Annotated in this window: 12 protein-coding genes and 1 pseudogene; 7 read left to right on the plus strand and 6 right to left on the minus strand. The window is 51.1% G+C overall.

What is annotated here, in order from left to right; all coding sequences use genetic code 11:
- From H6F57_RS06595 to H6F57_RS06605, 3 genes are all read right to left on the minus strand, one after another.
- Positions 1 to 1,101: an EAL domain-containing protein gene (locus H6F57_RS06595; protein ID WP_190625197.1), complete on the minus strand. Its 1,101-nt coding sequence runs from the start codon at positions 1,099 to 1,101 to the stop codon at positions 1 to 3.
- An 83-nt stretch (positions 1,102 to 1,184) separates the two neighbouring features.
- Positions 1,185 to 1,427 carry a hypothetical protein gene (locus H6F57_RS06600; RefSeq protein WP_190625198.1) on the minus strand — a complete coding sequence of 81 codons (243 nt, stop codon included), beginning with the start codon at positions 1,425 to 1,427 and terminating at the stop codon, positions 1,185 to 1,187.
- Positions 1,428 to 1,512: 85 nt separating this feature from the next.
- Positions 1,513 to 1,890: a response regulator gene (locus tag H6F57_RS06605; protein WP_190625199.1), complete on the minus strand. Its 378-nt coding sequence runs from the start codon at positions 1,888 to 1,890 to the stop codon at positions 1,513 to 1,515.
- 408 nt (positions 1,891 to 2,298) lie between these two features.
- Here H6F57_RS06605 and H6F57_RS06610 point away from each other — a divergent pair.
- Positions 2,299 to 2,493 (plus strand): annotated as a pseudogene (locus tag H6F57_RS06610) (hypothetical protein); the annotation flags it as partial.
- Between the two features lie 234 nt (positions 2,494 to 2,727).
- Here the strand turns inward: H6F57_RS06610 and H6F57_RS06615 are convergent.
- Entirely contained in the window at positions 2,728 to 4,431 is a 1,704-nt protein-coding gene (locus H6F57_RS06615; protein ID WP_190625200.1) for a hypothetical protein, read from the minus strand.
- Positions 4,432 to 5,148: 717 nt separating this feature from the next.
- Entirely contained in the window at positions 5,149 to 5,478 is a 330-nt protein-coding gene (locus tag H6F57_RS06620) for a hypothetical protein (protein ID WP_190625201.1), read from the minus strand.
- A gap of 350 nt (positions 5,479 to 5,828) precedes the next feature.
- Here H6F57_RS06620 and H6F57_RS06625 point away from each other — a divergent pair, with 350 nt between their 5' ends.
- Positions 5,829 to 6,629, plus strand: coding sequence for a tetratricopeptide repeat protein (locus tag H6F57_RS06625; protein WP_190794989.1), 801 nt, complete (start codon positions 5,829 to 5,831; stop codon positions 6,627 to 6,629).
- Between the two features lie 182 nt (positions 6,630 to 6,811).
- Here the strand turns inward: H6F57_RS06625 and H6F57_RS06630 are convergent, their stop codons facing one another.
- Positions 6,812 to 7,732, minus strand: coding sequence for an AraC family transcriptional regulator (locus H6F57_RS06630; RefSeq protein ID WP_190625203.1), 921 nt, complete (start codon positions 7,730 to 7,732; stop codon positions 6,812 to 6,814).
- 211 nt (positions 7,733 to 7,943) lie between these two features.
- Here H6F57_RS06630 and H6F57_RS06635 point away from each other — a divergent pair, with 211 nt between their 5' ends.
- The 5 genes from H6F57_RS06635 (at position 7,944) to H6F57_RS06655 (ending at position 12,691) form a co-directional block, all read left to right on the plus strand.
- A complete protein-coding gene (locus tag H6F57_RS06635) occupies positions 7,944 to 8,132 on the plus strand; it encodes a hypothetical protein (RefSeq protein ID WP_190625204.1) in 189 nt (62 codons plus the stop codon).
- A gap of 193 nt (positions 8,133 to 8,325) precedes the next feature.
- On the plus strand, positions 8,326 to 10,347 hold the full coding sequence (locus H6F57_RS06640) for an FAD-binding protein (RefSeq protein WP_190625205.1): 2,022 nt from the start codon (positions 8,326 to 8,328) through the stop codon (positions 10,345 to 10,347).
- Between the two features lie 292 nt (positions 10,348 to 10,639).
- On the plus strand, positions 10,640 to 11,467 hold the full coding sequence (locus tag H6F57_RS06645; RefSeq protein ID WP_190625206.1) for an oxidoreductase: 828 nt from the start codon (positions 10,640 to 10,642) through the stop codon (positions 11,465 to 11,467).
- A gap of 422 nt (positions 11,468 to 11,889) precedes the next feature.
- The gene (locus H6F57_RS06650) at positions 11,890 to 12,051 is read left to right on the plus strand and encodes a hypothetical protein (protein ID WP_190996087.1); all 162 of its coding nucleotides are present in this window, start codon (positions 11,890 to 11,892) and stop codon (positions 12,049 to 12,051) included.
- A 133-nt stretch (positions 12,052 to 12,184) separates the two neighbouring features.
- Positions 12,185 to 12,691, plus strand: coding sequence for a 2'-5' RNA ligase family protein (locus H6F57_RS06655; protein WP_190625208.1), 507 nt, complete (start codon positions 12,185 to 12,187; stop codon positions 12,689 to 12,691).
- Positions 12,692 to 12,734: the final 43 nt, after the last annotated feature.

Genomic DNA, 12,734 nt, shown 5'->3' on the forward strand with positions numbered 1-12,734 from the left:
CTAGGCCACCGACGATAGCTCCGGGGTAAACAACAGCTGGCCGTCTAGCATCTGGCGCATCAGCAGGCAGGCAACCCCCGCGCTGTCGAGCGGCTCTGAGAAGTAGTAGCCTTGCATTTTTTTGTAGCCCAGCTCTTTGAGCACTATCAGGTCGTCGAGGGTCTCAACCCCTTCGACAATCACATCGAGCCGCAGCCGCTCGGCCAGCATAAAGATGGCCTCGCTCATGGCCCAGTTTTTGTTACGAATAAACGATCGATCGATCTTGAGGGTGTCGAAAGGCAGGTCTTGCAGCCGCCCCAAGGACGAATAGCCAGTGCCAAAATCGTCGATGTAGAGCTGTATGCCTAGCTGATGCAGTTCAACTAGGGCCTTGAGGGCCAGGTCTTTATTCTCAATCAGCGCGCTCTCGGTGACTTCGAGCTTGAGGCTGTGGGGGGCAATGTGGTGGCGCTCGATGATTTGGCGAATGTTTTCCACCAGCTGGGGATGGCGCAGCTGCACCGCCGAGAGATTGACACTGACGCTGAGGGGCGTTACCGCTGGAAACTGGATCTGCCACTGGCGCAGCTGGCAGCAGGCCTGGTCGAGCAAAAATAACCCTAGGGTGTCGATCAGTCCAGCCTTTTCGGCCAGGGGAATGAAGACCTCTGGCGAGATGATGCCCCGCTGGCTGTGCTGCCAGCGAGCCAGAGCCTCAAAGCCAATGATCTGGTTATGCTCAATTGACACAATTGGCTGATAGGCCAGGTGAATAGCCTGCTGCTCCACCGCCTGGTGCAGGTCGTTTTCGAGCTGAAGCAGCTCTAGTTGGGCACTGGAGAGCAGCGTCAGCAGAGGGGTGGGCTGGTTTTCCAGAGCGTTGGCTAACCGGTTGAGGCGGTCGGCGTTGTTGATGGCGATCGCCAGCAGCCGTTGCCCATCGTCGGAGAGCGACCCCGACTGCTGATATCCCAAGAGCTTGAGCGCCCCCTGAATTGAGGCGAGGGGAGTGCGCAGCTCGTGACAAATTAGCAGCGAAATGTCGTCAAAGGGGTGGGTTGAGCAGTCGGCAATCGAACACAAATCCTCACTGGGCCGGGCCGAATTGGAGTACGCCATGGAAGATGCTTAACGCTTTAGAAAGGTTAGTGGGATGGGGCATTGGGGGCGGGGTCGGTAGAGCAAACAGGACGGGGCAGGGGTTAGGCAAGCCGCGATCGCATCTCAACCCAGATCGTGTAATGGGTTTTTGACACGGTGATGCATACCTTAAAGCCTTTATTACTTTCTTGAGTAGCTTGGCGATAGGCCTGGAGCCGGTCAGCTAGGGGAAACTGCTGCAAGCTAATGTAAAAGTCATTCCGGTAGAGCATACCGTCGTGGATGCCCTGATTCCAAAATTTAAAGGACGAGATAAACTCCTCGACCACAATCATGGGGAGCATAGCGGGGCTGCTGGCAAGACGTCCTCTTTAGAATAGGAAACAAAAGTGACAGCTATGTGAACACCCCAGATTTATTCCTGTGGATCTACTGCCAGCCCAGAACAGACTCAATTTGACCGCCCAGTAAGCCCGGGTCAAAGGGCTTGATTAGTACTGCCCTCGCCCCCGCCGCCACAAAGGACTGCTGCGTAGCCAACCGCAGGGTGGCCGTCAGTAAAATCACCGGAATATGCCGGGTCTCAATATTCTCATTGAGTTTGCGCAGGGTGGCGAGACCGTCAACCTTAGGCATGATTACATCGAGCAAAATGGCATCGGGATGGTAGGTAGCTGCCAAAGCCGCTCCCTCCTCCCCTGAGGCAGCGGTTGTGACCTCCCAGTTTTTGGTGATTTCTAGGCTAACCTTGGCGATCTCGCGTACGTCGGCTTCGTCATCAATAATCAAAATGCGTTTAGCGGCCATAATTATAGATGCCGGTGCATGCCGGTTACAAAATACCCCTCTTTTATCACTTTAAGCATAAGAAAAGAGGTGTATTGATTGAAGCCGTTGAACAAGCGTGCAGTAGAACTGAGGCATTATTGATTCTTAGGATGAATATATTTTCGAAAGTTTAGCGCCTATAAGGTTTCATAAAACTGCAAGCTCGGGTTGTCTCTGAAGCTTCAGAAAGGCTGGCTGAACGTAAAGCAGCGGGCAAACTACGCCAAATCTATAGCCAAATGCAAAAGCTCAAAATGTAGTCAAGCTCATTACACAATTATTTAACTGTGTAATTATTTTTTTATGCATATAGCTTTTGTGTAAATAGGAGATTCAATAACCGATGGTGGGGTGGCGACGAGTGGAGGTAATACCAATTCTCGAATAAGGAGCTACATTGCCCGCGAAAAGCCCAAGGGTCACCCCCATCATACCAAAGCCGGCAACATCAATTACGCGCTGTTTTCTGGCGAAACCCAGGGCAACTGTGTGCTCACTCTAGATGCCGATCACATTCCCAAACCCCAGTTTATGCAGCGAGTGCTGTCCAACTTCTCTAATTTCAACCTCGATCGCGGCCAGTAGGAGGGTAACCAATCTGAGACGACAAAAATGTGTCACTGATCAGTTTGATGGCACGATTGCAGCCCGATGACAGCAATATGACTCTGACGACATCATTGTGTGCCTGCTGACAATTAATGCGTCCCTGTACAAGATTCATCACTGTTGCACGTTATCGACAATGCCTCCGATAACATACAACAGTGATACAACGGTTTTAGAACGCAAAATGTTGATTGCGTTCTGTAACTCTTATTCCACTGAGGAGATAGACTGGGTCGCTTGTAGAGCTTGCACCAACACCTCATCTGCTCGTTCACGATCGGAGGTGCCAAACAGCCCAACAATCCTATCCTGCGTCCGAGTCACGAACCGCCGTATTCCTTGTGCCTCAGCCTGTGGCTCAGTATAAGCAAGGGCGATCGTAAGGAATGCCTGTGCGCGGTCGACCGGATCGGCAATCGACTGCGCCGTTTGCAAAGCGGCATCAAACTGCCCTTGCTGAGCAAATCCTTGCACTACTGCGGGCAGAAGCCAAAGGAATTCCTCACTTTGAGCCCGCTCCATTGCCTGCTCCGGTTGCCCAGACGCAGCGTAGCTCTGCACGATACCTGGCGTAAATCCCTCTAGCTTGCCGGTTTGAGCGAGTTGCAATGCCTGCTCCGGTTGCTCTACGTCGAGATACCCGACTGCTACCTCCGACAAAATGCCTTTGACCTGCTGTGCCTGGACAACCTGCCACGCCTGATCCGGCTGCTTTTCTTGCAAGTAGTGTCTGACGATGCCGATCATCGCACCGTCACGGTTGGGGTTGGACTGAGCTAGCTCGACTGCCGCTTCTAAATTGCCTGCCGCGGCATAGGCGATCGCAATATCTCCCAGTGCCCCCTGCCGATAGCTAGCTGGTTGAACTTCCTCGACAATCTGCATGGCCCGCTCGAAGTCGCCAATTTTGGCATAGCCAACGGCTACTCGACCCAGCGCATCCGCATCGGCTTGACTATGGTTGGCATCGGGGACGATGGCGTTACCAACCTGGTAGGCTTCTGCCAAGGTCGCCACGGCTTTGTCGTCCAAACCGACCTGCTGGTAGAGGAGGGCTGCATCGACCAATTGAAACACTTTGTCGAGGGAGAGCGGCTCTGTGGAACGATTGCGAATTTTGGGAACGGTTTGATCGAGAAGCGCGATCGCCCGGTCATTTGCGCCTAACTCCGTAAACTGTCGTGCCGTCCAGAGGAGAGCACTTCCCTGCAATGAATCCCTTTCGGGGTCTTCGGTATCCAAAGCTGCCGCGCTCAGAATCGCCTGTTCTAGTACCGCCTTTGCCGGTTCAGGGTGCCCCGCTAAAGTCAGATTCATGCCCATGCTGTTCAACGTATACGTTTGGTAGTAGGCATCGTCAATCTTTTGCGCCTGGGCGATCGCTTCTTCTAGTAACTGATCGGCTCGCTGGAATTGTCCTACGTTCAACAAATCAGCTGCAATTTCCGACAGGGCAAGTGGGTCTCCCATCCCACTAGCTAGCGCGATCGCTAACTCAAACTGTCCCTCATCGGCAAATTCCCTAGCCCGATACATCAACGATTCGGTCGGAGAGGACGTGCTGCTGCTACATCCGGTTGCCGCTTGAGCCTCGGCGGTTTCAATCGCCTCTGTAACTCGTCGCTGGCCCTCTGCCTCCTGCCCAATTAGCCAATAGCTACCCGCTACCCTTGCTAGAGTATCGGCTTTGAAGCAGGGTTCTGTTTCCGCTGTTGCCTCCAGGGCCTGCTCGGAAATAGCGACGGCCTGCCGCGAATCACCCAGCTTTGCATATTGAAAGGCGATGTCTGACAGCAATCTGGCTTGCACCTCGGGAACAGATATGGCGATCGCTTGTTTCGGGGTCAGCAGCCCAAGAACGGGCAGGGTTGCTAGGAGGAGAAATTTGGCACAAAGCACGTTGGATTTCATAGTGACTCTATAAAGACAGGAAATTTGAGTAAGGAAGTATTATCCAGCAATGCAACCCTGATTCGAAATTAGGCTTGAAACGCAGAAAAAAGCCATCTAAGCAACCTTTAAAGCAGCCCTAGGATGAGACTGCAAAAGACAACATTAAGGCCGAATGCCCTAAGACTCCCATAGAAATAATCCTCCGGTCCGACCTTACCGCGCCCAGCTGTGGAGGAGTTAGCTTCCGCATCTTGAACAAAGGGCAGGGGAAAGCCTGCTCTTTGCTGACCAAACATGCACTGTCCAATTTGGCAGGATTGAGCATCCATGCAAAGTGTTTCACAATAAGCAGCTAAAGGGTTACTGCTTGTTATTAGGAACTGACTGAGGATGCGATCCCGATATAGATAGCTTAGAGCTACGAAACCTAAGCAAACCTGATTTAACCTCAACTCTGGATGAGTTTTTATTTTGGATGATTAATTCAAGAAGTTTTGCCGAGCAAGGGATAGAAACATTGACGACAGCGGCATGCATCAGTTCCCATTTCCCCTCTCTAGGAACTCTAACCGCTTCTCCCTGCCATAATGCACTTGCCGCCAAACCTCTAAGCTCAAACCTAGAAGCTTATGAGTTTCTGCTGCACCGCTGTGTTGGGGTTGCTACCCTACGCGGACACTCCCTAAAAGTCTGTAAACAAAACCTTTTGCCCAAGTGTCACACGCCCAATGGGTACTACACGGCGGGAGGGGTTGAGAGAGACCACATGACCCGTGCCACATGTAACTCGATTTGCTCTCCTTCAAGCTGCTGAGCAAGGCGATTAAGAGTGACACCACGCTCTTGTCCACGGTTGATGTAGTAGATACGGTCATCACCTTCGAGAGTGATAACTACATCATTGACACCGCCACCCATAACGTTACTTACTCGATCAGAAACTACATCAGTATTGTTAACCGTGGGTTGTGGAGCAACGCTAACTACAAGGACGTAAGCTACGAGTGCAAACGATGTAAGCACAGTCATTAAGCCTAATTTTCGAAGCCGAAGAGTAGTTTGCATAAACAATATTCTCCTCCAAGCCTATAGACTACCGATACTGTAGACAAGCCGTGAAAGGCATTGTTCCTCTACAGATAAGCTCATATCAAATTTTCATAATTGAATTCATATCCTGCCTTAAGGCAGTCTACCAATACCGCTCCTTAGATAACTTAGTAATCAGAATCATTCATATAAACAAGAGCAGTGTTATTCCACCCATTCAAAGTGGTCGTCTTGATCTCACATATAGCTCCACGTTGTAGTAATGGCTCAACCGCTCTTAATGAACCAGTGCCCGATCAACTTGTTTACTTAAAGTGCCTTTTCTAGCCTTGTTTTCCTGGGTAACCCTACAGTACGGTTGAAACGTGAGCGATAATCTTCTCCCTCTCACCCTTGGAAAGCAAATGCTTCTACCCTCTCTGCGCTTCAAACAACCGTTACTGTTGTCGATCGCCCTACCGCTAACTCTTTTGATGCCTGCTGCTGTGCCGCTTACACAAGCGCAAGAACCCCCGATAGAAATTGCCCCGACCAGCATTCAGCTCAATGAAGAAGCTAATCGCCTCCTAGATCAGGGCATGGATCAGTTCGATGCCGATCAATATCAGGAAGCCTTGCAATCGTTTCAAGCGGCTTTAGAACGTTTTCGTCAGAATGGCGATCGCTACTACGAAGCGGCTGCACTAAACATTCTTGGCGTTGTTTACGGTTCTATGGGTCAGCCTCAGCAAGCCATTGAGCACCATCAGCAAGCACTGTCAATCGGGCAAGCAATTAGTGCTCTTGATCTAGAAGCGGCTGCACTGAACAATCTTGGCACTGTTTATGCCTTCATAAATCAGCCTCAGCAAGCTATTGAATACTACCAGCAAGCCCTACCACTTTACCGAGAAACGGACGATCGCTACAGGGAGATGATGTCGCTTGTATTGATTGCGGAGGCGCTGATTACACAGAATCAAACTGACTTGGCAATTGACTATTTTGGGCAGTCTGTTGAAGTGTTTGCGGCAATTCGTGCTGAACAGATAGCTCAGGATGTATACATACCTTCTGATTTTAAGTTACTCAAAGAGCCTTACCACCGTTACGCCGAGCGGCTAAGACAGCAAAATCGCCCTCAAGAAGCGCAACAGGTGCTTGATTTGATCAGGGAAGTGGAATAAAGATAGCCGCGATCGAGTTTGATGACATTACCTTAAGTGTGTAAGGGGAGCCCGCATTCTCTCGTTGACTAGTTCCGGCAATAGCAGATAGGTTAGCTGCCCGCGCAGCTAGGATTTCACCGAGGGATAGTTTTAGAGTCATCACTGTAGTTAAACTCCAGCGATCGCTGAACCAGTAATACTCAAGCCACTCGTAAACGCTCAATATCCTTCTTCGGCGGGGTACCAAACATGCGGGAATATTCGCGACTGAACTGAGAAGGGCTCTCATAACCCACCTGATACGCCGCGTAGGTTGCATCCGCATCTTCAGCCAGCATCAAACGCCGGGCTTCCAATAACCTCAACTGCTTTTGATATTGCAATGGACTCATTGAGGTCACGGCCTTGAAGTGCCGATGAAATGATGCAGAAGACATACTCGCTTGCTCGGCCAACTCATCAACGCGCAATGACTTTGTAAACTCAGCCTTAATCTGTTTAATCACCGCTGCAATGCGCTGCATGTGGCTACCGGAGGTCGCAATCTGCCAAACCGCTTCGCTCTGGTCGCCCATTAGAAGACGGTAATAAATTTCGCGAATCATCATCGGGGCCAAGAATGGAATATCCTCAGGCGTATCTAAAAGCCGGGTAAGCCGGGTAGCACAATCAATCAATGGGGCACTTGCATGGCTGACGAACAAGCCCCTCACCGAACTTTCTTGTTTATCCGAACTGCGCTGAATCTGATCGATAATATCCCAAAGCTGAGTCGCGTCCAAGCTGAGCTTAAAGCATAGATACGGCTTGCCCGGTGCCGCTTCGACAATAGTTCCACTAAGTGGCAGATCGACTGTGACCACAATGTATTGAGCCGCACCATAGTGGTAGGTTTCCTTACCCAGCAAGGTTTCTTTTTTACCCTGAAGAATAATGCACAGCGTCGGCTCATAGACAGAGCAGAGTGTTGTAGGAGCTGCAGATTCCCGCATCAATTCTAGCTGAGCGATCGCCGTCGGATGGATGCCATTCTCCCTGCCATCCGTGTGGCGGGCCACTAACTGCGCCAGCTCTTGACAAGCCTCAATTGTGGCCGCGCGATTTAAGGATTCATCTACCATACCGGGCTCTCTGCTTAGCAGCATATCGGACATTCCTCCCATCGCTTTGCTGAGCCTATTATAGAGAATTCTTTTGAGCAGCACTCTCCTGCTTGAGAAAATTAGGCAATGATCTGCAAAGTTTGTGTACTCAGAACCTTTTTCTCGAGGCCTATGATGAATTCATGCCAGAGAGGCAATGCAAGGATAAGGCAATAAAGGAGGGCGACCGATGGCTCAGGAAACAGGGTTCATTAGAGGTGCTCCTCGTGGAATTGAAGCCGGAATCATAACCGCCATTTTAGCAGTAGCGAATTGGTTAACGGCGACTGCCTACGAACAGAATAATCTGCATCGATTTGAGTCAAACCTCAACGTACCGATGCTTAGCCTGGATATCACCATTAAGGCTCAGCTGTAAGCGGCACTGCGGATTTTTTCGGCACTTCTAGTTTTTTTGAGCAGTCAATCGCTATTGATAGCGAGTTAGCCACACCATCAAAACGGATGGTGAATAGCGGGTTTTCTGGTGTGAATCAATGGCTGTTCATCACACAGCTGATTGATTAACAGGAGTGTTCGTACTATCTATAAAAAATGCAAGGAATTAACTAATGTCAGAACAATATCAAGAAACTGCTCAATACGAGCAAGATGGACAAACTGGTGTTCAAACAATCTCTCCACGAGAGAGACAGCATGACTACAAAGAAGCGATCGAGATACTTGCATCAAAGATCCGAGGTGAACTGATCCTTCCTGGCAACCCTGCTTATGAAGCAGAACGAAAGGTCTGGAACGGTCTTGCTGATGGCTATCCTGCTGCGATCGTGCGCTGCATGAATGCGGAAGATGTCAGAACTGCCGTCAATGTTGCCCGTGAGCATGCGATGACGCTCTCTGTGCGTAGTGGCGGACATAGCGCAGCCGGGCATGGCACTAATACCGGTGGCCTAGTGATCGATCTTTCCCAGATGAAGACGATGACGATTGACCCGGTAGGCCACACGGCCCGTCTGGAACCTGGTCTGACCTGGGGTGAAGTTGCCGAAAAGCTCCAGCCCTTTGGATTGGCATTGACAGCAGGCGATGTTGCCTCTGTGGGTGTGGGTGGCTTGCTGCTCGGCGGCGGCATCGGTTGGATGGTCCGCGCCTATGGTCTAACCATCGATCGCCTGCAAGCAGTGGAACTAGTTACAGCGGACGGACAACTGCTGCGTGCCAGTGCTGACGAAAATCCCGAACTGTTTTGGGGACTGCGCGGTGGCGGTGGTAACTTCGGCGTTGCGACCGCTTTCGAAGTAAACCTGCATCCAGGTGGAACTATCCTGGGCGGTGCCGTATTTTATGAGGCAACCGAGGCAGAGCGCATTCTGCGGGAATATACCCGCCTAGCCGCCGCCGCACCCGATGAACTTTCCACCGAAGTTTTGTTCATGCTGGCACCCCCTGCCCCCTTCATTCCCCCTGACAAACAGGGAACCCCAGTCGTCGGGATTATGGTCTGCTACACCGGGGACATCAGCGAGGGTGAGGGGGTTGTGGCTCCCCTACGTCAGCTTGCCACCCCGATCGCCGACCTGATTGCGCCCATGCCCTATTCGGCTATTTTTGCGCTCACGGCGGTTGGTGAGATCCCTGGCTTTCAGCATCATTCGCGATCGCAATTCTTCGAGACCTTCTCCGACGAGATGATCCACACCTTAGTCGCAGCATCCCAGTCAGTTGTGTCTCCCGAAACGTTGATTTCCCTGCGGGTGCTAGGTGGCGCTATGAGTCGGGTCGCACCCGATGCAACAGCCTTTGCTCACCGTGACAAACAGGGCATGGTTCTAGTCAGTCATTTCGCACCGCTATCGGCTGATGCTGCCAGTCTCGATGCCCGCACCCAACGAGTCTTTCGGGCGCTCTTACCTTACGCTAACGGGGCTTATGTGGGTTTCCTGGCAGACGAGGGAGAGCAGCGGATTCGTGAGGTCTACCCGCCTGCTACCTATGCACGACTCGTAGCGCTCAAGAACCAATATGACCCGGCCAATCTGTTTCATCGTAATCAGAACATCAAACCCACTGTTGCCCCAGCAGATTTGCTGATTCAGCAAGTTCATAGCCCTAACCTTTACCCCCAAAACACAATGAGTATTCAATCTAATCAAAGCAACGTTGCAATTGTCGGACAAAGTGAGAACCTCGATTGGTTCGATACAATGGCCGGCGAGCAGATGGCTATCCGCGTACACAGCAAAGACGTTAACGGGGCTTTCACCATTATTGAAGTGGATGTTCCACCGTTCTCAGGTCCTCCGCTCCACTATCACGAAGATAGGGAAGAGATCTTTGAAGTCCTTGAAGGCAGATTTCGCTTTCACTGCGCGGGCGAAGAGTTTGAGGCCGGCCCCGGAACCTCGGTTGTTGTGCCCCGTAACACTGTGCATGGATGGGTGAATCTTGGACCTGGAAGGGCTCGGTTGCTCGGCACTTTTGTCCCCGGTGGCATCGATGAATTCTTCCCCCTAATCGGTCAAACGCTGCCCGAAGGTTGGACAGATCTTGCCCGCCAACACGACACTTGGATCGTTGGAGCGCCCCTATCTGTTCAAGCTCCAGCTGCCAACGCTGCTGCTGACCTGCGCTGAGCCATGACAAATCGAACACTTGAATAACGTGATTGAGCAGGATGTGCTTTGAGAACTCATTTGCCATCCTGGGTCTTTGTAGACGTTTAGCGACGCGGCAAGACGATGAGAGATAACTCTCATCGTCTTGCCGCGCCTATTTGGAAAGATTCTTCTGAGCGCCGTTTTCCTGCTTGAGAAAATTAGGCAATGATCTGCAAGGTCTGTGTATTTAGAACCTTTTGCCCAAACCCTACTATGAACCCATGCCCAAAAGGCAATGAAAGAATAAGGCAATAAAGGAGATAGACCGATGACTCAAAAAACATGGTTCATTACCGGTGCTTCCCGTGGAATTGGGGCCGAAATCGCGAAAGCCGTTTTGGCCGCAGGAGACCAACTAATTGCAACCGCTCGCAAAAAGTCTGACCTAGATCAATTCGAGTCGCACCCCAATGCCTTGACGCTCAGCCTAGATATTACCGATGAGGCTCAAGTACAGGCAGCCGTGGCAGCAGGACTGGAACGCTTTGGGCAGATTGATGTGTTAGTCAACAATGCTGGATTTGGCATACTAGGCGGCATTGAGGAAACCAGTGCAGAAGAGGTTGAGCGGGTCTATCGCACCAATGTCTTCGGCCTGTTGAATATGACCCGTGCCGTATTACCCAGCATGCGTCAGCGTCGCTCTGGGCACATCATTAACCTCTCGTCGATTGGAGGCTATCGCTCGACTCCAGGGTGGGGCGTCTATTCCTCAACCAAGTTTGCCGTTGAGGGCATTACCGAAGCGCTGCATGATGAATTAGCACCTCTAGGCATCCATGCGACTGTGGTTGAACCGGGATACTTCCGGACCGGTTTTCTCGATGGTAGCTCACTCCAGCACACAGCAGAGATTTCGGATTACGCGGAGACGGTCGGCAAAGTTCGTAAACTCGCCTCTGAACTGAGCTATCAACAGCCGGGAGACCCCACCAAGCTGGCCCAAGCGATGCTTCAGCTCGCCAATGCTGATACGCCACCGCTACGGTTACCGCTCGGTACAGACACCCTTCAAGCTATTGCTAAGAAGAACGCTTACGTCGAGCAAGAAACCGCACAATGGCGCGCGCTAGCTGAATCTACTGATTACAGATAGCAGGCGCAGAAGGATAACGAATGAATGCTTTCAAGTTCTCGGTGGCGACATTACGCTCCGAGAACTTGAGGCATATCTCGGTGAAGTGTTTATTGCCCAGGAAAGCTGAAGCTCCAGCGATTGAGAGGAGCCCAATCAGGTCGAGCTATGGTTGGCTATAAATACGGCCACGTCGATGCTGATTCTGCGGCTGATTGGAAAGGCTACCTGGGAGAGCTAAGGCCAGCGATACCTGATGCAGCGGGGCAACCCAGGGTGCAGCAATTGAGCCTGATGTAGTGCGATCGCACTACATCAGGCCGCACCAAATAGTAGGACTTCTTAAGAAATCTGCCGTTCGGTCGTAGCTCCTCAATCATTACGAGTGTTAACTCGTAAACAGGGAAATCAACCTGACGCAATACCAAAAGGGGTGGCAAGTGGTGAACAACGAATTTCGCATTTTGCTAGAGGCTTATACCCAGGCTTCAAATGATGGGGACACGGGTACGGCTGAAGCGTTGCTGAGAGAACTAGATGGCATAGTCATCACCCAATACGATCGCGTGAATGCAGAAAAAACTAAGGGATGCACTGTAGAGTAATGCCTACACAGAGGTCAAACAAAAACCCCCATGGGCCAACGGTGCCAGTGGGGGTTAGTTCTCAGGATGTATCTACGATTAATGAGCATTACTCCTCACTTCTCCATACATCGTTCTCTGAGTTCCTTTCCTGATGGGTACTTCCCTGATTTTGACACTGAAGTTAGACCAAGCTACTTTCGAGCGAGTAAACACGTTACGTCAGCGGTACTTTCCCCCGGAGCGTAATGTCGTTCCTGCCCACGTAATTCTGTTTCATCAATTACCGGGGGAGCAAGAGCCGGCTATTTCCGACAGATTAAAAACCTTGTGCGCTCAGATAAAGCACTTTCCTTTTTCCTTGCCCTCGCTCCAGTTTTTTGGCAACGGTGTCGCCATCAACGTCAATGCCCCTGAGCTGATGCAATTACACAAAACCTTGGCAGCGACCTGGGACGAATGGCTCATTCCCCAAGATCGCCAGGGCTACCGCCCGCATATCACGATTCAAAACAAAGTAGACTCCAAAACAGCCCGCCAGCTATATGAAGAACTGGAAGCGCAATGGCAATCTACGACGGGATGGGGAGAAGGCTTGTTGCTGTGGTACTACCAAAAAGGACCGTGGGAGTTAGCTAGAGAATTTTGCTTTTCTCAATAGCTCATGCCCTAGATTCTAGAAGGCGTAGCGGATGTTGCAGTAC

This window comes from Leptolyngbya sp. FACHB-60, assembly GCF_014695775.1.
GTDB lineage: Bacteria > Cyanobacteriota > Cyanobacteriia > Phormidesmidales > Phormidesmidaceae > Nodosilinea.